The 21451-nt window shown below is 62.6% G+C and carries 19 protein-coding genes; 14 read left to right on the forward strand and 5 right to left on the reverse strand.

Annotation, left to right across the window (positions count from 1 at the left end):
- The first annotated feature begins 1 nt into the window (after position 1).
- From AC5P6E_RS03435 to AC5P6E_RS03460, 6 genes are all read left to right on the forward strand, one after another.
- Positions 2-1210: an NAD(P)/FAD-dependent oxidoreductase gene (locus tag AC5P6E_RS03435; protein WP_019336292.1), complete on the forward strand. Its 1209-nt coding sequence runs from the start codon at positions 2-4 to the stop codon at positions 1208-1210.
- 126 nt (positions 1211-1336) lie between these two features.
- A complete protein-coding gene (locus tag AC5P6E_RS03440; RefSeq protein ID WP_005411364.1) occupies positions 1337-1819 on the forward strand; it encodes a hypothetical protein in 483 nt (160 codons plus the stop codon).
- A 590-nt stretch (positions 1820-2409) separates the two neighbouring features.
- Complete coding sequence (locus AC5P6E_RS03445; protein WP_088027679.1) at positions 2410-3465, forward strand: helix-turn-helix transcriptional regulator; 1056 nt, start codon at positions 2410-2412, stop codon at positions 3463-3465.
- A gap of 48 nt (positions 3466-3513) precedes the next feature.
- Positions 3514-4929, forward strand: coding sequence for a hypothetical protein (locus AC5P6E_RS03450; protein WP_029550633.1), 1416 nt, complete (start codon positions 3514-3516; stop codon positions 4927-4929).
- A gap of 8 nt (positions 4930-4937) precedes the next feature.
- Positions 4938-8141 carry a hypothetical protein gene (locus AC5P6E_RS03455; RefSeq protein WP_019336288.1) on the forward strand — a complete coding sequence of 1068 codons (3204 nt, stop codon included), beginning with the start codon at positions 4938-4940 and terminating at the stop codon, positions 8139-8141.
- A 144-nt stretch (positions 8142-8285) separates the two neighbouring features.
- A complete protein-coding gene (locus tag AC5P6E_RS03460; RefSeq protein ID WP_019336287.1) occupies positions 8286-8654 on the forward strand; it encodes a hypothetical protein in 369 nt (122 codons plus the stop codon).
- Between the two features lie 141 nt (positions 8655-8795).
- Here AC5P6E_RS03460 and AC5P6E_RS03465 read toward each other — a convergent pair whose 3' ends face one another.
- Entirely contained in the window at positions 8796-9230 is a 435-nt protein-coding gene (locus AC5P6E_RS03465) for a PepSY domain-containing protein (protein WP_019336300.1), read from the reverse strand.
- 151 nt (positions 9231-9381) lie between these two features.
- On the opposite strand from AC5P6E_RS03465, the gene AC5P6E_RS03470 reads away from it, so the two are divergent.
- From AC5P6E_RS03470 to AC5P6E_RS03480, 3 genes are read left to right on the forward strand one after another with little or no spacing between them, the layout of a single operon-like run.
- Positions 9382-9672 carry a PepSY domain-containing protein gene (locus AC5P6E_RS03470; protein ID WP_005411366.1) on the forward strand — a complete coding sequence of 97 codons (291 nt, stop codon included), beginning with the start codon at positions 9382-9384 and terminating at the stop codon, positions 9670-9672.
- The gene (locus tag AC5P6E_RS03475) at positions 9672-10331 is read left to right on the forward strand and encodes a response regulator transcription factor (RefSeq protein ID WP_019336299.1); all 660 of its coding nucleotides are present in this window, start codon (positions 9672-9674) and stop codon (positions 10329-10331) included. Before AC5P6E_RS03470 ends, AC5P6E_RS03475 begins: the two co-directional genes overlap by 1 nt.
- The gene (locus AC5P6E_RS03480; RefSeq protein WP_495230697.1) at positions 10328-11647 is read left to right on the forward strand and encodes a sensor histidine kinase; all 1320 of its coding nucleotides are present in this window, start codon (positions 10328-10330) and stop codon (positions 11645-11647) included. Before AC5P6E_RS03475 ends, AC5P6E_RS03480 begins: the two co-directional genes overlap by 4 nt.
- A gap of 142 nt (positions 11648-11789) precedes the next feature.
- Here the strand turns inward: AC5P6E_RS03480 and AC5P6E_RS03485 are convergent, their stop codons facing one another.
- Complete coding sequence (locus AC5P6E_RS03485; RefSeq protein WP_019336297.1) at positions 11790-12110, reverse strand: DUF6122 family protein; 321 nt, start codon at positions 12108-12110, stop codon at positions 11790-11792.
- A 37-nt stretch (positions 12111-12147) separates the two neighbouring features.
- On the reverse strand, positions 12148-14037 hold the full coding sequence (gene speA, locus AC5P6E_RS03490) for an arginine decarboxylase (RefSeq protein WP_012512349.1): 1890 nt from the start codon (positions 14035-14037) through the stop codon (positions 12148-12150).
- A gap of 191 nt (positions 14038-14228) precedes the next feature.
- Here speA and speE point away from each other — a divergent pair, with 191 nt between their 5' ends.
- Entirely contained in the window at positions 14229-15080 is an 852-nt protein-coding gene (gene speE, locus AC5P6E_RS03495) for a polyamine aminopropyltransferase (RefSeq protein WP_019336296.1), read from the forward strand.
- A gap of 190 nt (positions 15081-15270) precedes the next feature.
- Here the strand turns inward: speE and AC5P6E_RS03500 are convergent, their stop codons facing one another.
- Positions 15271-16176, reverse strand: coding sequence for an aspartyl/asparaginyl beta-hydroxylase domain-containing protein (locus AC5P6E_RS03500; RefSeq protein ID WP_029550749.1), 906 nt, complete (start codon positions 16174-16176; stop codon positions 15271-15273).
- A 436-nt stretch (positions 16177-16612) separates the two neighbouring features.
- On the opposite strand from AC5P6E_RS03500, the gene AC5P6E_RS03505 reads away from it, so the two are divergent.
- On the forward strand, positions 16613-17272 hold the full coding sequence (locus AC5P6E_RS03505; protein WP_019337340.1) for an RIO1 family regulatory kinase/ATPase domain-containing protein: 660 nt from the start codon (positions 16613-16615) through the stop codon (positions 17270-17272).
- Between the two features lie 125 nt (positions 17273-17397).
- Here the strand turns inward: AC5P6E_RS03505 and AC5P6E_RS03510 are convergent, their stop codons facing one another.
- A complete protein-coding gene (locus AC5P6E_RS03510; protein WP_005411374.1) occupies positions 17398-17736 on the reverse strand; it encodes a P-II family nitrogen regulator in 339 nt (112 codons plus the stop codon).
- 136 nt (positions 17737-17872) lie between these two features.
- Between AC5P6E_RS03510 and ubiK the strand changes: the two genes are divergently transcribed.
- The 3 genes from ubiK to AC5P6E_RS03525 all read left to right on the forward strand — a co-directional run bounded on the left by ubiK (position 17873) and on the right by AC5P6E_RS03525 (position 21214).
- The gene (gene ubiK, locus AC5P6E_RS03515; RefSeq protein ID WP_010482078.1) at positions 17873-18124 is read left to right on the forward strand and encodes a ubiquinone biosynthesis accessory factor UbiK; all 252 of its coding nucleotides are present in this window, start codon (positions 17873-17875) and stop codon (positions 18122-18124) included.
- Between the two features lie 124 nt (positions 18125-18248).
- Positions 18249-18683, forward strand: coding sequence for an NAD(+)--rifampin ADP-ribosyltransferase (gene arr / locus AC5P6E_RS03520; RefSeq protein WP_019337339.1), 435 nt, complete (start codon positions 18249-18251; stop codon positions 18681-18683).
- A 197-nt stretch (positions 18684-18880) separates the two neighbouring features.
- Complete coding sequence (locus AC5P6E_RS03525; RefSeq protein WP_495230699.1) at positions 18881-21214, forward strand: YecA family protein; 2334 nt, start codon at positions 18881-18883, stop codon at positions 21212-21214.
- Positions 21215-21451: the final 237 nt, after the last annotated feature.

Consider the following 21451-nt stretch of genomic DNA (forward strand, 5'->3'; position numbering starts at 1 on the left):
CATGGACCTGAAGAGTGGCTACCCGTGGTGGGCGGTTCGCAATGGCCTGATCCACGCCTTCCCGCCGCTGCAGCAGGACCTGCGCTGCGACGTGCTGGTGGTCGGCGGCGGCATCACCGGCGCGCTGATTGCCGACGAACTGTCCCGGCATGGCCACGACGTGGCGGTGATCGAGCAGCGCGACATCGGCTGGGGCAGCACGGCCGCGAGCACCGCGCTGCTGCAGTACGAGATCGATACCCATCTGCTGGAACTGGCCCAGCGCTACGGCCAGGACGCCGCCGCGCTTGCCTACCGTGCGTGTGCCGAGGCCATTCCGGCCCTGGGCGACGTGGCGCGCGGGTTGAAGGATGTGGATTTCCAGCGCATGGACAGCCTGTACCTGGCCAGCCGCCATCGCGACGTGCCGCGCCTGATGGCCGAGGGCGATGCCCGTCGCGGCATCGGCCTGGATGCCCGCTGGCTGGGCCCGGAGGCACTGCGGGAACGTTTCGACGTTGAGGCCGGCGGCGCCCTGCTGACCCGGCAGGCGGCCCGGGTTGATCCGTATCGGCTGACCTATGCGCTACTGCAGCGCCTGCGTCGGCGCGGCGGCCATGTGCATGACCGCACCGTACTGCACAGCCTCGATGCTACCGCGCGCGGGGTGGCCGCCCGTACCGAAGCCGGTGCCACCATCCGCGCACGCCACGTGGTGCTGGCCATGGGCTATGCCAACCAACGCTGGCTCAAGCAACGGGTCGCACGCAACCGCAGCAGCTACGCCTTCATCACCGATCCCATCGATGCGGACGTGCTCGGCCGGCTGCGCACCACGATGGTCTGGGAGAGCGCCCGCCCCTACCTGTACCTGCGCGCCACCGGCGACTGTCGCCTGCTGGTCGGCGGGCTGGACGACGCCATCGACATCCCCGCCCGCCGCGACCGGCGCGTTCAGAGCAAGGCCGACCAGCTGATGAAGCAGCTGCTGCGCTGGTTCCCACGGCTGGACCCGGTGCCGGCGTTCTCCTGGGGCGGCACCTTCGCCGAGACCGCTGATGGCCTGCCGTTCTTCGGCCCGCACGAACAATGGGGCCCGCGGGTGCACTTCGCCATGGCCTACGGTGGCAACGGCATCACCTATTCGATGATCGGCGCGCAGCTGCTGCGGGCCCGGATCGAGCGGCGCACGCATGCGCTGGAGGGGCTGTTCGGGTTCGGCCGGTTGTAGCCTGCAGCCAGGCATGGCCTGGCTCTACCGTAAGCGGGCGCCGACAGGCATCATTCAAGCAACCCCTGCTAGCGTCGGCCTGTACCGCCGCGTGTTGCGTGGCCACCTGTCCGCTGGAGCGCCGTCATGATCCGCCCCCTGACCCTGCTGCTGTGCCTGGCCCTGCCGGGAACCGTGCTGGCCCAGTCCGCCGCAGGCGCCACCGCGCCGCAGGCGGCCGGCCTGGACCTGACGCTGCCGCAGGCGCCGATGCGCTACCTCAACGACCCGGCCCTGCAGCAGGACCCCCCGGGCACGTACTACGGCGACAAGAGCGGCCCGCGCGTGCACGACGACGCGAAGATCGCCGACGTCACCGACGACAAGGTCAAGGTATCCGGCAGCTTCACCACCGGCATCGGCTATTCCAAGAACGGTGGCAACAGCCACTACAACGCCGCCACGCTGAACCTGAGCAAGAACTACACCACCGATGAGGGCAAGACCCACGGGGTCAACGTCAACATCCACGTGAGCGAAGGCAAGGGACCGGGCTTCTTCGGTCCGTATGGCGGGTATTACGGCCGCGGGCCGGGCTATTGGGATTACCCGCCGCCGTTTGGCTGGTAAGCCCCGACCCATCGATTAGGACATCCCTCGGCTGGTAGGTGTCGAACTTGGTCGACACGCTCTGTGTTGCACGCAATCCAGGCCGTCATCACCCGCACCTGTGAATCTAAATGCGCAGTGAGCGATAAGGGCAAGGCAGACCACCAACGCCATTAATTTGACGGCGATGGATTTGCTCTGGGTTGTATTGCAAATCTGCGCGGCTCAGGTCATCGTCACCATCAGGGGCTCGCCAGAAACTGGGCGAGGTTGGACGAAGTACCGTACAAGGAAGCACGGCTCAATGAGCATTGGACTCGGCATCGCGAGGCCGCATGTCACACGCTGGTTGTTGCGTCAGCGGCAGAAGAGCCATTCGCGCAAGAAGCATTGTCGCTTTTCGACCGGCACCGCCCCCCTCGATTTCCAGTTTGGCCGACCGCCGTCTGCGGCGTCTTCGCTGACACGATCAATACAAGCCTTCGAATGGCGGGCGATTTCCCCGCCGAAGCAGCCCGGCGTCGCACCGGCTTCTGTGGCGTGCGACAGGTTGTGTCGCATTCATCGATCAAGCTCAAGGCAACGGCGTCGCTGAACGTCGCACTATCGCCATGAGCGTCGATCAGAAAATGAGCTCCCGCAAGAAGAAGGACCCAACACGACGCAACGTCGTGCTGCTACGTCTGATTCCCCGTTACCCCGCAAGCATCTCGACGGTGCAGCTGCGTGATGCGCTGCTTCAGGAGGATCCTGACTTCGATATCAGCCCACGCTCATTGCAGCGCGACCTGGAAGGAATGCTCAATGGCCGTTTCAACCTCATGTGTTCGAAGGACCACGAGGACGCAGCCATCAGGCGGAAAAGGCCCTATCGCTGGTCATACGAGCCGCATGCGCGGGCAGGAGCTCCAGTAATGAGCTCGGCTGAAGCACTGGCCCTTTGCCTGTCCGAGAATCACCTGCGGCACGTTCTTCCCCCTGATGTCATGGCCCTTCTCGGGCCGCACTTCTCGGATGCACACTCTCGTATCAATGGCCAGATATCGGGTGGTCACGGTCGCTGGGCCCAGCGAGTACGCAGCATACCCAATGGCAAGTCGCTGCTGCCCGCGGTGGTGGATGGAACCGTCTGGAACACGGTAGCCGAGGCACTGCTGCATCAACGCCAGCTACAAGTAGATTATCTCAGTCGCACAAAAGGCGAGAGCAAACGCATGACCCTTCATCCCAAGGGTCTCGTTTCGCGCGGACCAGCAAGCTATCTGATAGCAAGCGTGTCCGGCTACCAGGATGTACGCCACTTTGCACTGCATCGCATCGCTCAGGCGTCGCTTCTGGATATTCGCTCCGATGATGATGGGTTCGAGATGGACCACTATCTGCCTGGTGCGGCGTTCACACCGCGGCAAGGCTCGGGAAACATCGAACTGATTGCCGACATCCATCCTCAGCTTGCTTGGACGCTCCGGGAAACACCACTGTGCGAAGACCAGCATCTTGAAGCGCTGGAGGCTACGGACTGGGTTCGTCTCCACGCGCACCTGCCAGACGACCAGGAGAATTTCTGGTGGCTGTACAGCCTGGGGGACAACATCCGGGTCCTTCAGCCCAGTGGGCTTCGCGAAGCCATTCTTGACCGTAACCAACGCGTCATTTCCCTTTACTGATCATTGTGCGATCCCGCACAGAGCATGCTGATTACCAAGAGAAATTCCATGGAAGATCAAACCAGAAAAGCAGTCCCGGCCGCTGTCAGCGTCTGTCCAATCTGGACGGGAGCCGCTGCCGAGAAGGTCGGCCAGATGATCCACCAGATCGATCAGAGCACCACGCTCATGCAACGAATTGCTTCGACTGCCCAGAATAAAGCGATCAAAGGCGGATTTGCGGCCGAAGCGTGGCATGCCGAAACTTTCAATCTTGATGCGATCCTGAAAGACAAGGATGTCCGTGCGTTCACCGACACGTTCAGCAACAGCCCACTGCCACGCAATCACACGACCCACGATATCGTTGTGATGAAAGGGGATGAGCAGCTGCTGGGTGCGCAGCTCAAGTACTTCAAAGATGCTGATGCAACCCAGAAAGCCTTCCGCTCAAGCAAGGACGGCATTCATCGTTACCAGGACAGCGATCTGTTCGTCGGGCCATCCGACCAGATAGAGGGTATCCGTCAGTCTGCCCAGCGCGACGTGTTGAAGAACCAGCAGACGCGTCCCGCCGTGTCCGAGGCTGCGGCCAAGGTCCGCGACAAAACTGCAGGCAGTATGGAGGTCGATGGAGCCGCCTCAACTCCACTCAGCAAACGCGATGCCGAACAGCTCGGCACCGGTAGCGCAGAGGGGAAAGCTGCTCACAAACAGATGCAGGATGGCTACCTGAACAAGGCGACGCTGCAGCAGAGCATGCGTGCCGCCGGCTCCGCCGCACTGGTTACCACGGTGATCGCCGGCAGCATCAACACCTTCCAGCACCTGCAGCACGTCCGCGACGGAAAGATCACTACCGAACAAGCCGTACACCGGATCCTGCAGAACACCGTCATCGCCGCTGGCGATGCGGCGCTCAAAGCCGGCACGGCGACCGCAAGCGTTGCACTGGCCACCCGCGCCATGCCGGCCCTGTTTGCAGGCGCAGGCTTCAACAGCGTCCTTGCCCGCGGTGGTGTCGCCGGCGCGGCAGTGTGCGCCGTCGACTTGGTCCAGTGCCTGGTGATGGTCGGGGTTGGTCGCATGACGTTTGCAGAGCTGGAGACACGGACCGGCACCAACATCCTGCAGACCAGCGCGGGCGTCCTGGGCTCCTCCATCGGCGCGACGCTGGGCATGGTGGGCGGGCCACCGGGTGCCCTTGTCGGCGGCATCATCGGCGGCATCATTGCCTCGATGGCAATGACCATCGCCGTGGACAACCACGTCGAAAAAGCATTCCGCTTGACGCTGGAAGGAACCCGCGAGGTCGTTGAGAACGGGCTGTCAATGCAGCAATCCCTTGAGCTGCTGCAGGAATCCCAACTGTTCTATGCCGATTTCCACAAGGGGCTGGTGCTCTCTGAAAAGCACTTTGCAGGGCAGATAACGACCCTGCAAGCCCAAAGTCGTCAACTTCGCGAAAAACTCAACCGTCTGTAAGGCCAGCCATGAACAGCATCATCGAAGACACATCCATGGACGTTTTCCATTCGTCGCTCGACGCGGATGAACAGCGAGCAGTCGCAGATCTTGTTGAACGTCACCGCGGCAATGCGGCCATGACCCAGCGATTGGCGCTCGACGCGTCCCGACTGCTGACCAGCAGCCAGGACCGGCTGCAGAAGCAGGCCGGGGCCGGCTTCTGCAAACGTCTGCTCGGCGCCATCAGCGGCTCGACCCGCAACAATGCGCTTGCCAACCAACATGACACGCTGAAGATCCAGAAGATTGCCTGGTATTATCTCCAACAGCTTCAGCAGCAGAACCTGATCAACGCTCAGGCCATCGCCGTCATCCGCAACAATCTCGGGACGATGAATGAGTTCATCATCGAAACCCGCTGTTTCCTCGACGAGGCAATCGACAGGATTGGCAACCGGCTTCGCCCCCTTGAAAACAATGTCCGGCTCAACAAGTGGTCGCTGAACATCGAGGCAAACAAGCGGCGCTATCGCTCACTCCCGCGCTCGCTTCTTGTAGTACAGCTCGCTTATGACTTCATGCTCAAGCACCAGGATATCGAGCTGACGCTGGAGGACATCAATCACCTGGTGGTGACGCTTGAGAATCTTGGCGTCAACTGTGATGACGAGGCCCGCCTGCTTGACTTCATCATCGACCTCATCGACCAGATGGATGTTACTGGCATCGATCTTTACCGACGCAACATCCAAATCGTCACCGAAGACATTGAGATCGAGTCCGCGTTCATCCAGTCCAATGTTTCCGGCACCGGATTCAATGCGCTCTACTATCTGTCCGACCAGCACAGCAGGATCATGGCGCTGATCAGCGACGATGAGCTGTGCAATTCAGATGCCGCGCGTGAGAAAATCATCTCCCGCATCTTTGGTGACGAGTTCGACGGCTTGGCAACGACGTACACGTTGCGTGACCTGGTCGCGGAGATCGTGGGTGGGGGCCTGCTGGCCATCGCCATTTACCGCGACATCAATGGGCTTGACGTCCAGGCCGACGTATTTCCGCCCCCTGAAGAGCAGCAAGAGCAGATCTCGCTGGTTTCCCGGCTACCGGACATCAAGCAGCACAGCTTCCTTGATGCAGCCGAGGACGCAGACCAGCGGCGCACCTACATCGAGTTGCTGTCGCTCTGCCTGCCGGATGCTTCGGAGTGCGGACCACTCGGCCGCGACTTCATCAACCACCTGGCCGCCAAGGCTGATACGCCTACGGCAGTGTCGCGCTTCCTCTCGAGGGACACCCGCGGCCACATGCAGGCTGAACAGCTGGAAGAGCTGCGCGTGCTGCTGACCGATGACAATCGCGTGTACTGCTGGCTGCTGGATGCATTCTTCCTGCTCTCCATTGAAGGACGAAAAATTGAGAGTCCGCAGGTAATGCGCATCCTCGGAGTGCTCAGGCCAGCACAGTTCAAGGAGCAGCTTGCAGCCATCCAGTCGGTACTCGCGGATGAGGATCACGAACGTGTGCTGCAGGCAGGCGCGCGCCTGTCGCGGCTGACTGCTGGCTGGTCCAACGTTCTGCGCTATCGTGAATTCAGCCTCGTTGACACCTTCACTGATGCTAGGCGAGAGCTCCACGCAGCAAGCCTGGCGGCCATCAACCTCTCCGGTGACCTGAGCAAGGCCGGCATGAAGGCCATCGATTACAGCTACTTCCTTGGCGCCTCTCCCTTTGATGAGGGGATTTTCAGCAAATTCACCAAGGCGGTGGGATCTACGGCCTTCTCAGTGGGTCGAAAGTCCTGTGCCAGTACGCTGAACCAGATGCGCGGCAAGGTGGTTGATCTGCTCGCCAACCACGCCGGTGCCTTGTCTTCAGCCAATGCGCTGGTAAGTCGGTTCGGACTACCCAGATTCGACTTCGAGAACGATTCCGGATACGCGGACTTTGATCTCGACAACTCTGCAGAAAATGAGCAGTGGAGCGATCAATTCGAGCACTATCAGCGGCGTTTGGAGAAAACACTGGATAGTTTCTCGAGCGCCTGCGACGATGCCGACTGCCAGCTAGGACTGTTCGCAGAAGGAGACTTCTCCACACCTGTACTCGAACGGCGCTTGCGTGAACGGGAGCTTGCACTCCAGAAGCAGCGCGAGAAGAACCTGGCCAGCCGTTCGGCTGCGGTGGAGAAGGACGGTCAGGTGCTGCTTGTCAGCATCGATTGGGAAGATATCACCTCCCCACCCTGCGACCCGGAGCAGATCCGGGATATGAAGACCAACGGTGACCGCTGGCTGGTTGCCACGCAAGAAGGCCGCTACTACCTCAGTTGTGACCGCGTGCAGTGGGAGGAGGTGCACCCCTTTGGCGTGGAAACCACTTCGACCAAGAACATCCTCGTGGTCAGCGGCACTTGGATTCTCACCGGTTACAGCGAAGGCTTTGCATACTCGTCCGACGGCCGTCACTGGAATCGAACGTCGTATCCCGTCAACGAAGGGGATTATTCCTGTTCGCCTACAGATGACATCGTACAGTTCGAAGGCATCTGGATCTGGCGATTCCTCCGCGACTGTAGTTACAAGTACACCAAAAAGGGATTGGTGTTCGATTCAGAGGAGACCGGCAGCTATCGCGAGACGGTGCTGTTTGCCACTCAGTCATTGGACAGCCCTTGGTCCCACTGGGAAGGCACACCCAACTTGCCGGAGGGTATGGAGGTTGACGCCCTGCGTGCACTTCCAGGCCATCATTCATTGCTGATCTTCTGCACCTACAATTGGATCTACGGCAATGACAAGAAGAAGACTGAACTCGAGCCCGCTGTAAAGTACTTCGTGCCCGGCAAAGGATGGCGCAATTGCACGTGGGAGGGACGGATGAACCAGGGTTCCGGTGTATTGGTCACGCGGATGGCCGATCATCTGCTGTGCTTTGGATCCAACGAGTTGTTCCGTGCTACCAAAGCCTACGAATGGAGCCGGGACAAGGACAGTATTTCCGTACGAGACGCCTTCCACCTGGAGAACATGAGCGTCTTCTGGCACACAAGCCACAGCAAGCTCCTGCTCAGCCAGGATGGCCGGACGTTCGCGGATCTGACCCTTGAAGACGGCTGTTGGAACTACCTGTGCGCCAACGACCAGGGACTTCTGAGCGTGTACTCACCCAATTCGCATGAGACCTGGCTGCGTACTGGACGCTGGCGCGTCCAGCCGCAGCACTGACCGACCATAAGACAAGACGCTGGCCTTCCGGCCAGCGTCAACGTCCGGACCACGTATGGGTTCCGAACGAGCGACAGGATGTGTCGCAGCGCCCCAGCAAGCTTGGTTTGTCGCTGCAATCCCGCAGCTTGGTAAGGAAACTACGTGGAAGTCCTCTCGCCGCTGTTGATCGCCTTCAATCTGCTCATCCTGCTGCCGTTGGAAGTGTATGCCCTTATCCGGGGCATCAATGTCCAGCGCTACAATCTCGGTATAGCAAAGGGCCGCCGCTACGCCGATGGATTCTGGTGGCGTCAGGCCACCGCTCTGGCCAGATCGCGCGCAGCCAAGGGTGGCAACTTCCTTGCCACGGTCATTCTCGCGTCGATGGGCTTGGCGATCTCACTGTTTTCGGGAGCCTGGCTGGACACTGCCATCTGCAGCTACGTGCTCATCAATGCGCTTGTAGCAGCGAACTTCTTTGCGGCTCAACTGCCAATCATCGAGGCTGAACGTACGGAGGCCGGTGGCTGAAGAGGCTTGGGCCGGATATCCCTTTTCCGCCGACCAAGATTGGCATCTTCCAACGCACGCCATCCGGCCGGTAGGTGTCGACCTTGGTCGACACGCTTTGCGCTTCGCGCCGACCAAGGTCGGCGCCTACCATAGCCAACGTCAATCCAGCCAACCATCGCGCTCGCTGTGCAGGATGCGGCCGTCATAACCGCTCAGGCGCACGTCCACCTTCTGGTTGCGTGCATTGCGGGCTTCCAGCGACCAGGTCGCGCCATCGCGTTCCAGCGAATGGATCTCGCGCAGGCCATGCGCCTGTGCTCGTGCCAGCACCTGCTCGGTGGTCAACAGCGCGCGGCTGCTGTGCTCGTCGAAGATCTCGCCGGTCTTCGGGTCCACGTAGACCTCGCTGAAGCGGCCATCGGCGCGGCTCACGTCGGCCTCCCACAGGCCATCATCGCGCTCGATCTCGTGGATCTGGGTGTAGCCGGCCTTGCGCAGGGTCTGTTCAACCTGGGCCATGCCCAGCGGCGCGGCCTGTACGGCCGGCGCGACGGTCAGCAGGGCAACAGTGGCGAGGGTGAGCGACTTCAACATGGGGGTTCTCCTGTTCGTGTTCGTGGCCGGACCATCCCGGCAACGCCACAATGCACCCCGTGGTTAACAGCGCCTTAGCCGGCACTGTTAGCCAGCTGTTAGTCACCCCCGGCACACTCACGCCTGTTCCTACAGCCCTCCCTGCGCCCCGATGCTCTCCACCCTGCCCCTGCTGCTGGCCCTGGCCAGCGCCCCGACCGCCGCCGCGCCCGCTCAGGACCCGGCGCAGCAGGTCGCGCGCCGCGCGGTGCAGCAGGGCCGCTACGTGCCATTGGAAAGCGTGGTGCGCGATGCGCTCAAGCGCTTTCCGGGGCAACTGCTGGAAGTGGAGCTGGACGATGGCGTCTACGAAGTGGAGATCCTGCGCGGCGACGGCGTAGTGGTAGAGCTGGACTATGATGCGCGCAGCGGAAAGCTGCTGAAGACGGAGCTCGACGACTGATGCGCATCCTGTTGGCCGAAGATGATGCCGCACTGGCACAGCGCCTGGTGCCCCTGCTGGAACAGGCCGGCTACGTGGTGCACGTGGTTGCCGATGGCCGCCAGGCCGAGGAAATCGGCCAGATCGAGGACCTGCAGGCGGCCATCGTTGACCTGGGCCTGCCCGGGCTTGACGGATTGAGCGTGATCGAGCGCTGGCGCGGCAACGGCCGCGGCTTCCCGGTGCTGGTGCTGACCGCGCGCGGGCGCTGGCACGACAAGCTGGCCGGCTTCGATGCCGGTGCCGACGACTACCTGACCAAACCGTTCCAGGCCGACGAACTGGTGCTGCGCATGCGCGCCCTGATCCGCCGCAGCCATGGCCATGCCAGCCCGCGCCTGCACTGCGGGCCGCTGCAGCTGGACGTCAACGCCGGCCGCTTCGAACTGGACGGACAGCCGCTGGCGCTGAGCCCGCAGGAGTTCCGCCTGCTCAGTTACTTCATCCACCACAGCGGCCAGGTGATCGGCCGTGATCGTCTGGGCGAGCAGGTGTTCGAAGGCGGCCACGACCCGGACTCCAACGCGCTGGACATGCTGCTGGGTCGGGTCCGCCGCAAGCTCGGCATCGATCTGATCCAGACCGTGCGCGGCCAGGGCTGGCGGCTGGCCGCGCCGTGAGCCGGCAATCCTCGCTGCGGCGGCGCCTGCTGCTGGCTGGCGGCGTCGGCCTGCTGCTGGTTTCGCTGCTGGCCAGCGCACTACTGGGCGAACTGTTCAAGCGCAGCGCGCGTGATCGGCTGGACCACGAACTGCAGCAGGACATGCTGACCCTGCTGGCGCAGGCCGAAGTGAACCCGGAAGGACAGCTGCGCCTGCGCCAGCAACCGAATGACGCGCGCTTCCAGCGGGTGTTCTCCGGTTCCTACTGGCAGATCGCCGGTGCCGATGGCCGCGTGCTGCTGCAGTCACGCTCGTTGTGGGATGAAACGCTTCCCACCACCGTCACTGGCCCGGCCACGCGCAACCTGGCCGGGCCGCTGCAGCAATCCTTGCGCGCACGTGTGCAGCAGGTGCGCCTGCCACGTGCCAGTGAACCGTTCGTGGCCGTGGTCGCCACCGACCGCAGCGCGCTGGATGCCGATGTTGCCGCGTTTCAGCAGCGCACCGCCATCGCGTTGGGTGTGCTGGTCGCAGCGTGGCTGGCGGTGCTGGCCAGCCAGGTGCACTTCGGCCTGCGTCCGCTGCACCGCCTCGGTGCACAGCTGGAACGGGTGCGGCGCGGCGACGCGCAACGCATCGACACGCAGGGACTGGGGGCAGAGGTCGCACCACTGGGCGAAGAACTCAACGCGCTGCTGGAGCACCAGCAACGCATGGTCGCGCGCGCGCGCACCAGTGCACAGGACCTGGCGCATGCATTGAAAACCCCATTGAGCGTGCTGGCCACCGAGGCTGACGGCGACGGCGCGGACTGGCGGACCACCGTGCGCGAGCAGAGCGCACGCATGCAGGCCAGTGTTGACCGTTACCTGGCGGCAGGGTTGGCCGCAGACCATCGCCAGCGCAGCGACGTTGCGACTGTCGCGCAGGCGCTATGCCGGTTGATGGCACGCGTGCATGGCGAACGTGGCATCACGTTCACGGCGGCAGGCATCGATCCGGCGCTGCAGTTCGCCGGCGCCAGTGCGGATCTGGAAGAGATGCTGGGCAACCTGCTGGACAACGCCGGGCGCTGGGCGCGACAGCAGGTGGACATCACCGCAGACATCAGCGACGGACAGCTACGCATCGAAGTACGCGACGACGGCCCGGGCTTGGCCGCGGAGTCACTGTCACAGGTCACCCAGCGCGGTGTGCGGCTGGATGAGCGCGAGGGCAGCAGCGGGCTGGGCCTGGCAATCGTGGGCGATATCGCCGCCAGTTATGGCGGGCGCGTGGCGCTGGAGAATGCGCAGCCGGGCCTGCGCGCGACGTTGTGGTTGCCGCTGGGGTGACTCGTTAACGCGGGAACGCCATGCGGGTAGAGTCGACTGTTAGTCGACTTTCGCACGCAGCGCGAGATTTCCCAGCACCGCAGCCAAGAGCAGTCGACTAACAGTCGACTCTACCGCCTTCGCCGGGCATTTCAGTTCCCCATCAATGGTGATGCATCCACCAGCAATCAATCGCGTCCAGCACGATGTGGATGATCAAACCGATGCCGAACAACCTGGTCTTCTTCGGCACGCACAGCCCCGCGTAGGCGGCGATGGCCGGTGCAGTGTGCAGCGGGTGGAAACCGATGCTGCAGCGGTTCGGTGCGTAGATCGGATCGGCCAGCAGGTGATCCAGATCGATGATCCAGCCCAGCAGCATCAGCAGCCACGCCGAGGCAAAGCGCTTACGCCAGAACAGCCATGCCAGCAACGCTGGCACGGCCGCATGCAGGAACAGGTGGAAGATCGCGCGTGCGCTCATCGGCAACGGTGGCGCCGGGCAAGCCCGGCGCCGTCCATCAGACCAGCGGTTCGTCGGACAGGTAGGTGTAGCCGGTCAGGCCGGCTTCCAGCGCCTCCGACAGCTCCTGCGCGCGTTCCGGCGACAGCTGGGCCTCGGCCACGCGCTGCGCGTAGGTCGCGCGCAGCTCATCCAGGCGGTAGCCCACGTAGTCCAGCATCACGTCGGTGGTGTCGCCGCGGCGCTGCTGGGTGATGGCGTAGCCATCGGCGTCGGCCAGCACTTCCACCGCGTCGGTATCGCCGAACAGGTTATGGATGTCACCCAGGATTTCCTGGTAGGCGCCCACCATGAAGAAGCCGATGCGGTAGCTCTCGCCCGGCTTCATCTTGTGCAGCGGCAGCGAGCTGTCCAGGCTCTCGTTCTCGACATAGGTTTCCACCATGCCATCCGAGTCGCAGGTCATGTCGGCGATGATGCCGCGGCGGTCCGGGGTCTCGTCCAGGCGCTCGATCGGCACGATCGGGAACACCTGGTCAATCGCCCACACGTCCGGGATCGATTCGAACACGCTGAAGTTGACGAAGTACTTGTCGACCAGGCGCTCGTTCAGTTCGTCCAGCACCGGGCGGTGGCTCTTCTCGTCGTAGCTCAGGCGCGCACGCACGCCATGGGCGATGGCGTAGAACAGGTCGTCGATGCGCGCACGCTGCGGCAGGTCGATCTGGCCCAGCGCGTAGCTGGCCAGGCCTTCGGCATGGAAATGCTGCGCTTCCTGGAACAGCTCCACCGCCGGGCGCACGTCCAGTTCGTCGTGGATCTCGCGCAGGTGGCGGATCGCCGCCGGCTCGTCGTCGTGCTGGTCCGGCACGCGGCCTTCCTGCGCCTCTTCCACTTCCGAGACGTTGGCGATTAGCACCGCGTGGTGCGCGGTCATCGCGCGGCCGCATTCGGTCACGATGCGCGGCGGGGTCAGGCCGAACTCTTCGCAGGCATTGGCCAGCGGCTGCACGATGTTGCTGGCGTAGGAATGCAGGCCGTAGTTGATCGAGCAGAAGCTGCGCGAACGGGTGCCTTCATAGTCCACACCCAGGCCACCGCCCACGTCGACGTGGGTGATCTTCGCGCCCAGGCGCGACAGCTCCACGAAGTAGCGGGTGGCTTCGCGCATGCCGTTGGCGATGTCGCGCACGTTGGAGATCTGCGAGCCCATATGGAAGTGCAGCAGGTTCAGGCAGTCGGCGTACTCGGTGTCACGCAGCGACTTCCACAGGTCCAGCAGCTGGCGCGGCGACAGGCCGAACTTGGCCTTGTCGCCACCGCTGTTCTGCCACTTGCCGGCGCCCAGCGAGGCCAGGCGCATGCGCACGCCCAGGCCCGGCTTCACGTCCAGCGCCTTGGACTCTTCCAGCACCAGCTTCAGCTCGGACGGCTTCTCGATGACGATGAAGGTCTGCAGGCCCAGCTTGCGGCCGATCAGGGCCAGGCGGATGTACTCGCGGTCCTTGTAACCGTTGCAGACGATCAGGCCACCCGGGCGCGACAGCGCCAGCACGGCCATCAGCTCCGGCTTGCTGCCCGCTTCCAGGCCGAAGCCTTCGCCGTGGTGGCTGGCCAGGGTACCGGCCACGCCGCGGGTCTGGTTGACCTTGATCGGGTACACGGCGGTGTAGCCGCCGCTGTATTCCCAGTCCTGCTGGGCCTGGCCGAAGGCCGCCTGCAGCTTGCCCAGGCGCTGGCCGAGGATGTCCGGGAAGCGCACCAGCAGCGGCAGCTTGGCGCCCGCCGCGCGCGCAGCGTCGACCACCTTGGGCAGCGACACCACCGGGCCGTCCGCCCCGGTCGGTCTCACCACCATGTGCCCGGCCTGATCCACGTCGAAATAACCGTCCGCCCAATGCGGGATCGAGTAGGTCTTGCGGGCTTGGTCGAGGGACCAATCGGTCATTTCAGTCGGCCTTGTTGGCAATAAAAGGGGGGGCATGATAACGCCTATATGCCCACAGGTTCGTTATCATGCGCGCCCGCGCCCGTGACAGGTTTCAACCTGAACGGGCCGATCCGTCCGGATGTGGCATCTGTGCCACGCGGCCCCGCCCGCCAGCCCGGCTCCACCCCTCCGAACAGGACTGTTTTCCAATGACTGACAGCAACAACTGGTACATCGAACACTTCGAGCGCACCGGCTCGGCCATCGGCTACCGCATCACCGGCAAGCTGGACGAGGTGCAGTCGCCGTTCCAGAAGATCGAGATCTTCCAGACCACCGACTGGGGCAACCTGATGACCATCGACGGGGCCATCATGCTGACCAGCAAGGACAACTTCTTCTACCACGAGATGATCAGCCACCCGGTGCTGTTCACCCACGCCGCGCCCAAGCGCGTGGTGATCATCGGCGGCGGCGACTGCGGCACCCTGCGCGAAGTGCTCAAGCACAAGGGCGTGGAGAGCGTGACCCAGTGCGATATCGACGAGCAGGTCACCGTGATGGCGCGCAAGCACTTCCCGGAACTGTGCGACTCCAACGATGACGCCCGCGCCGAGCTGCTGTTCGACGACGGCGTGGCCTACATGGCCAATTGCCCGGCCGGCAGCGTGGACGTGGTGATCGTCGACTCGACCGACCCGGTCGGCCCGGGTGAAGGCCTGTTCAACAAGGCCTTCTACGAGAGCTGCTTCAAGGCCCTGAAGGACGACGGCATCCTGGTGCAGCAGTCCGAGTCGCCCCTGATGCAGCTGGATCTGATCAACGAAATGCGCGCCGAGATGGGCAAGGCTGGTTTCGGCTCGTTCAAGACCCTGCCGTTCCCGCAGCCGTGCTACCCCACCGGCTGGTGGAGCGTGACCATGGCGCGCAAGGGCGACAGCAGCTTCGACTTCCGCCAGGCCGACTCGGCCGCCAAGACCTTCAACACCCTGTACTACACCGCCGCGCTGCACACCGGCGTGCTGGTGACCCCGCCCTTCGTGCAGGCGGCACTGAAGTAGGGCGTGCCGACCAACGGTCGGCACCCACCCAATGAAAAACCCGCGCTGGCGACAGCGCGGGTTTTTGCTTTCTGTAGAGCCGAGCCCATGCTCGGCTGCATTTCGCGCAGAAGCAGCCGAGCATGGGCTCGGCTCTACAACATGCCCCGCGGAATCCGGTAGCGCCGGGCCAAGTCCGGCGGCGGTTCGCTCAGAGCGCCCAGATACCGGCAATCACCGCCACCACCAGGCCCCACTTGATCACCTGGTAGGCCACCACGCTGCGCTCGCGCAGCGCTTTGGCCTTCAGGCGCACCTTGTAGACGCTGCCGAACGCCTTGTTGACGCCACCGGTCGGGTCACCCGGCAGGTTCGGCGAGGCACCACCGGCCAGCAGCGTGGCCGCCACCGCACGGTTGAACAGGCCCGGCAGGCCGAAGCGCAGCGGGCGGGCGATGTCGCAGAACAGGATCACCCGGTCATCGGGCGTCTCGTTGTGCGCATGGTGGATGTAGGTCTCGTCGAACATCATCCACTCGCCATCGCGCCAGCTCTTCTTGATGCCGTCCACTTCGATGTAGCAGCCGTCGTTGTTCGGCGTGGCCAGGCCCAGGTGCAGGCGCAGCGAACCGGCGAACGGATCGCGGTGCGGACGCAGTTCGCTGCCCGACGGCAGCTGCGCGAACATCGCCGCGCGCACGTCCGGCAGCGACTCCAGCAACGCCGTGGTCTTCGGGCACATCGCCTTCGCCGACGGGTGCGACGGGCCATACCACTTCAGGTAGAAGCGCTTCCAGCCACGGCGGAAGAACGAATTGAAGCCGGCATCGTTGAACGTGCTGGAGGCCGCGATCTTCTGTGCATCGCGCAGCGCCAGCGCCTCGTCGCGGATCATCTGCCAGTTCTGGCGCAGCGGCTCCAGCTGCGGGAACTCCTTGGCCGGGTCCAGGAACGGCGTAGTCGGCACCTTCGAGAACATGTACATGACCACGTTGATCGGGGCCATGAAACTGGAGTGGTCCAGCAGCTGGCGCGACCAGCGCGCGCGAACCTTGCCACGGAAGTGGATGTACAGCACGCAGGCGACGAACAGCGCTGCAATGACGATTTTGATGATCAAAACACTTTCCTCCAGCCGCAGCCGGAACGGGAAACAGGGCGATGCACGGCCAAGCGGCCAGCACCGGTGGGGACCGCGGCAGGGAACGGGGACGTGCCAGGAAGGGGCGGCCGCCGATGTCGCGAATTAACAGCTTATGGTCGGCAGGCCGTGCGTCGGGGTCAAGCCGGACGTGCGTGACGTTCAGCGGGCCGCGGATGAACGAAGCGACGCGACGCCCAACCTATTGATTTTTAAAGAACCAAAGACGAAGTGAGACGGAATTGTCCGATCGGGTGCGACGAACTGTTCCAGCCACGACCCCGACATTTCTCCGACAAATCGTGGAATAGCGAACTGGCGAGTACTAAAATTAACGAAAACTTAGTAACTCCCTGTAACACCGGTTCGCTTGACGCTTTGCGCCACCCACCGGGTCGACCGAGACCCCGACATGCATCTCCCTGCCCTGCCCCCCTCCTCCTGCGGCGAAGACGCCGCCACCCCGCTGCTGCTCAAGCGCGGCGAACGCTTCCTGGCCCCCGACGTCTATCGCACCTGCCTGGACGGGCGCGAGGCGGTCATCAAGGACTACTCCCGCTACCGCGGCACCCCCGTTTCACTGATCGCGCGGCTGATGGTGCGCCGTGAGGCCCGCATGCTGCAGCGCCTGGGCGGCTGGAAGCATGCCCCCGCGCTGCTTGGCACCCTGGGTGGCCTGGCACTGGGCATGGAGTTCATTCCCGGCCAGACCCTGAGCACCGCGCAGGCCGTGGGCAATGAAGTGTTCGAGCAGCTGCAGCACGCGCTCAGCCGTTTGCATGCCGCCGGCATCACCCACAACGACCTGCATGGCACCAACGTGGTGGTCAGCGGCGGCGTGCCGGTGCTGCTGGACTTCACCTCCGCCTGGCGCGCCCCGCGCTGGCTGCGCCGCAACCCGCTCAGCCGGCAGATGCGCCGCAGCGACATGAAGAACCTGCTGAAGATCCGCCAGCGCATGACCGGCCAGGCCCCGAGTGCCGCGCAGGCCGCACTGGTGGCCGACCCCGGCTGGGTCGCCGCCGTGCGCCGGGGCTGGAAGCGGTTCTACAAGTGGGCCAAGCGCCGGTAGGGGTCGAGCTCGCTCGACCGCTTTACCGCTCTTTGTAGAGCCGAGCCCGCGCTCGGCTGCTGTTCCTGCATCGCGCGAAATGCAGCCGAGCATAGGCTCGGCTCTACAACATCCCGCCGAACGGGTTACAACGCGTCCGCGTCCAACTCACCGGTACGGATACGCACCACGCTGCCCAGGTCGTACACGAACACCTTGCCGTCGCCAATCTTGCCGGTGCCGGCGGCCTTAACTATGGCCTCAACCACGGCCTCCACCTGGTCATCGGTCACCGCCACTTCCAGCTTCACCTTTGGCAGGAAATCGACCACATACTCGGCACCGCGGTACAGCTCGGTATGGCCCTTCTGGCGACCAAAGCCCTTCACTTCCGTCACCGTGATCCCGGTAACCCCGCGCTCGGCCAGCGCTTCGCGCACGTCGTCGAGCTTGAACGGCTTGATCACCGCCATGACCATCTTCATCGTCTATCTCCTGTCTTCCGGCGTGGAGGATAGCGCCTGAACGCGCCCGGTGCGAAACAGCCCACGCCTGTGCGGGCGACCGGCCCAGCAGTATCCTTGTGGCCTGCACGGCCCGCCCGCACCACGGAGTACCCCCATGATCGACCTGAACCAACTGGATGACCTTGCCCGTCGCTTGAGCGACCTGGTGCCGCCGGGCCTGCGCGAATCGCGCGAGGAACTGCAGGCCACCTTCAAGAGCGCGTTGCAGGCGGGTCTGGCCAAGCTGGACCTGGTCACCCGCGAGGAGTTCGAAGTGCAGCGTGCCGTGCTGCTGAAGACCCGCGAAAAGCTGGATGCGCTGGAAACCGCCGTGCGCGAGCTGGAAGGGCGCGGCACCGCAGAATGAAAAAAGAGGCGCAGTGCGCCTCCCACTACAGAGTATTTCCCGGATGGGGCCTTGCAGCAAGGCCCACCGGGCGCCCTAGACTCGCCGGCCTGTCGATCCGGCAGCACAGAGAGGGGCAGCAGCGATGGCGCAGGACACCGAATGGACACCCGTTTCGCATGACACCTGCTACCAGGTTGCCGGGCCGTTCTATCACGGCACCCGCGCCGATCTGGCGGTGGGCGAGTTGCTGAGTGCGGGTTTCCGCTCCAACTATCGCGACAGTGTGGTAATGAACCACATCTACTTCACCACGATTGCCAAGGGCGCCGGGCTGGCTGCGGAGATGGCCAAGGGTGAGGGGCGGCCGCGTGTGTATGTGGTGGAGCCGACCGGGCCGTTTGAAGACGACCCGAACGTGACCAACAAGAAGTTTCCCGGGAACCCGACGCGGTCGTATCGGAGTACGCAGCCGTTGCGGATTGTGGGGGAGATTGTGGAGTGGGAGCTGTATGACGCGGAGTTCGTCCGGCAGTTGAAGGCGTTTGTTGCTTCGGGGAGTGGGGAGATCATCAATTGAGGGAAGGAGAGACACGTGCTTTGGCCGACGGAGGATCAACGCAGCAGGTCGTCGAACGATGTCCGCTCCCGGCCAGAAGCGGAAGTTGATCCCCACTAGATAGCGGTCTCTTGGCCGGCCAAGTTAAAGCGGTCGCTACGTCTGTTGCGGTATATTCTGCATGAATTAGGATTTGGCGATATCGGGCGCAGATAGTTATGAGCGAAAAGGAACGAAAAGAGGCTGCCGCATCCTTGTTGAGGGGCATGGAAGCAATTGCCGCCCGCATGCGCGAGCTGATCGTCGCCATGCCTCCGCATGATTTGCTCGGCTATATCTACGCCCAGCGCATGATGAAGTCGATAGCAGACCAAAGCATTACCCAAGAGCAAAATGAAGCCGTGCGTCCGGATGATCTGATCAACGAAAATCAGTTCCTGCTGGAGTACGTGCACGCGGTTCTCGCGGCAGATGCCGCTCCTACGGACGTGACATTCGACGAGGCCAAGTGCGCAGAGCTGTTTGAGCTTGGCCGAAAACTGCGGGATCAGGCCATGTTTTTCGCCATGGCCTCTTCCGCCGATACCAAAGATGGTGTCTTCGGTCCCAATACGGCCGACATAGAATTCCACGCGAAATCCACTTGGGTCATGCTGCGCGGGAACCGCTACCAAGTCTTGGAGGGTGAGTTTTACCGCTACGTCCTGGCACCACACAATGATGTCCTGCAAGAAACGTACGGCGTCGATGCCACCGATATCGCGGAAGGCTTTCAGGCGATGGCTGACGCAACGCGCTCCGGGCAAGCCGACGCAATAATGGAGATGATGGCGCAATTTAAAGCGGCTCAAGCTTTCGCTAAGGCACAGAACAAGCCTCTGGAGGACGTTATGGAGGCATGGGTGGCGGAGAATGCGGACCAATCGAAAGCCGCCGGCCGGGCGATGGATGACATGTTTCGGGGCGGCATCGCCAACGTGAGCCGCCACACCAAGCTGCCGCCGACGCTATTGGCGGACTTGGCATATCGGCGCGGAGAAGAGATCGAATTCTTCGCGGCGGGCGATTTTGCGGGAACACCCTACCGGACACTACCTGCCCGGAAGAAACCCCTAATCCAGCTTGGATCGGACTACTACGCCATCGACCCGTGCTTCACCCGCGATGCGGGATATCGTGCGCTTCTTTTCAATCTCCTTCAGCGAAGGCCGGACTACAAGAGGACTTTTGAAGAGCGGCAAAAGACGATGAGCGAAGCTGCCTTCGCCGAAATTCTTGCGGCCCAGCTTCCCGGCGCCACAGTGTTCCAGGAGGTCTACTACAAGGATCCTGTAAGCAAACAGTGGTCCGAAAACGACACCCTCATCTTAGTTGATGATGTTCTTTTCCTCGTTGAAGCCAAGGCCGGTGCAGCCGCCACCATCGCATCGCCGGCGCTTGATTTCGCCCGGCACGCCCAGTCTGTACAGGATTTAGTACTCAAGGCATACAAGCAATGCGAGCGCTTCTTCAACTACCTAGATTCAGCGGATGAAGTGCCCCTCTACCATCTGGTGGACGGCAAATACGAAGAGTGCGGCCGTGTCCGCCACGCCGACTACCGCGTGATGGTGCCAATCGGCCTGACAGTAGAGACGTTCTCGCCGTTTTCCACATACTGCAAGGAACTACCGCAGGTTGGGCCGCTGCTTGGAAAACATGCGTTCGTTTCACTGTCCATCGACGAACTGTTTGTTCTCAAACGTTTCCTTCCCACGGCTGGCCAGTTCGCGCACTACATGGAAGTGCGGCAGGCAGTGGCAGGGATGCGGCGCGCCCACCTATTCGATGAGTTCGATCATCTGGGCGCGTACCTGAAGAAGAACCGTTTTGATCAGGATATTGCCGATCAGTTGAAGGGTGACAAGGTGGACATGCTCGTCTGGGACGGCATGAGCGATATCATCGACAAGAGCTTCGAAGGCGAGGACTGGGAAAGCGGGTCGTTTCCAACGCAGGACTTCCCACAGGAGGTGCTGAAGTTGCTTGGGGCGCTCGACACCACCCGAGCAAGAGGATGGCTTTCTGCGGAGAGCCATATTCGTGATCTTGGAGAGGAAGGCCGAAATGATCTGGCCAAGATGCTGTCCGATCTTCGTCAGACCCTGAACAAACACCCCGCTCGCTACTTTATTTTGTGCGGGGAGGGCAAGCCGCTCTTCGTTTGGCTTCAACAACACGGCCACCAAGTTGACTGGGCGAGCGTGAACGACAAGGCCAGCGCAGCTGCGTTGGCCGTCAAGGCTTCTAACGCCATCGGCGTCGTGGCAGAGGTCAGTGCTGATGGAACCTATCAACGTGCGCAGTACTTCGCGGTCCACATACCGTCGGTGCGAACGGAAGAAAACGACCACATTTACAAAGACGCCGCGCGAATGGATCATCCCAAGCGGGTGGTGAATCTTAACCAGTCAAAGGTGGCCGCCCCTCCTTTTAAGGCCAAAAAGCCGGGGCGGAATGAACTGTGTCCGTGCGGCAGTGGAGCAAAATTTAAAAGGTGTCATGGCCGTTAAGACCAATTCAGGATTTTCTGTTATTTCGGCGGCGCTGAGCGTCAGCATTCGACGGATTAACTGAAGTTCGAAGTTTGGGATCGAAGGGCAGGTTTGGGACGGAAGTCGCTTTTCCCTACCCTCGATAAACATCCCTAATACTAAAATTGGATAGCAGCTCCCCTGCCCTACCCGCTGGGAAAGTCCGCTCTCGGCCAGAAGCGGACATTTTCGGTCAAGCCAGGGTCTGATCGCGCA

This window comes from Stenotrophomonas sp. YJH_SMC_16, from assembly GCF_059367875.1.

Bases quoted from the DNA above. Each gene is read 5' to 3' on its own strand.
- speA (WP_012512349.1), bottom strand. From the start codon at position 14,037: ATGACCGATTGGTCCCTCGACCAAGCCCGCAAGACCTACTCGATCCCG.
- arr (WP_019337339.1), top strand. From the start codon at position 18,249: ATGGCGCAGGACACCGAATGGACACCCGTTTCGCATGACACCTGCTAC.
- AC5P6E_RS03505 (WP_019337340.1), top strand. From the start codon at position 16,613: ATGCATCTCCCTGCCCTGCCCCCCTCCTCCTGCGGCGAAGACGCCGCC.
- AC5P6E_RS03525 (WP_495230699.1), top strand. From the start codon at position 18,881: ATGAGCGAAAAGGAACGAAAAGAGGCTGCCGCATCCTTGTTGAGGGGC.
- speE (WP_019336296.1), top strand. From the start codon at position 14,229: ATGACTGACAGCAACAACTGGTACATCGAACACTTCGAGCGCACCGGC.
- AC5P6E_RS03455 (WP_019336288.1), top strand. From the start codon at position 4,938: ATGAACAGCATCATCGAAGACACATCCATGGACGTTTTCCATTCGTCG.
- ubiK (WP_010482078.1), top strand. From the start codon at position 17,873: ATGATCGACCTGAACCAACTGGATGACCTTGCCCGTCGCTTGAGCGAC.
- AC5P6E_RS03465 (WP_019336300.1), bottom strand. From the start codon at position 9,230: ATGTTGAAGTCGCTCACCCTCGCCACTGTTGCCCTGCTGACCGTCGCG.
- AC5P6E_RS03445 (WP_088027679.1), top strand. From the start codon at position 2,410: ATGAGCGTCGATCAGAAAATGAGCTCCCGCAAGAAGAAGGACCCAACA.
- AC5P6E_RS03450 (WP_029550633.1), top strand. From the start codon at position 3,514: ATGGAAGATCAAACCAGAAAAGCAGTCCCGGCCGCTGTCAGCGTCTGT.
- AC5P6E_RS03470 (WP_005411366.1), top strand. From the start codon at position 9,382: ATGCTCTCCACCCTGCCCCTGCTGCTGGCCCTGGCCAGCGCCCCGACC.
- AC5P6E_RS03485 (WP_019336297.1), bottom strand. From the start codon at position 12,110: ATGAGCGCACGCGCGATCTTCCACCTGTTCCTGCATGCGGCCGTGCCA.
- AC5P6E_RS03440 (WP_005411364.1), top strand. From the start codon at position 1,337: ATGATCCGCCCCCTGACCCTGCTGCTGTGCCTGGCCCTGCCGGGAACC.
- AC5P6E_RS03510 (WP_005411374.1), bottom strand. From the start codon at position 17,736: ATGAAGATGGTCATGGCGGTGATCAAGCCGTTCAAGCTCGACGACGTG.
- AC5P6E_RS03435 (WP_019336292.1), top strand. From the start codon at position 2: ATGGACCTGAAGAGTGGCTACCCGTGGTGGGCGGTTCGCAATGGCCTG.
- AC5P6E_RS03475 (WP_019336299.1), top strand. From the start codon at position 9,672: ATGCGCATCCTGTTGGCCGAAGATGATGCCGCACTGGCACAGCGCCTG.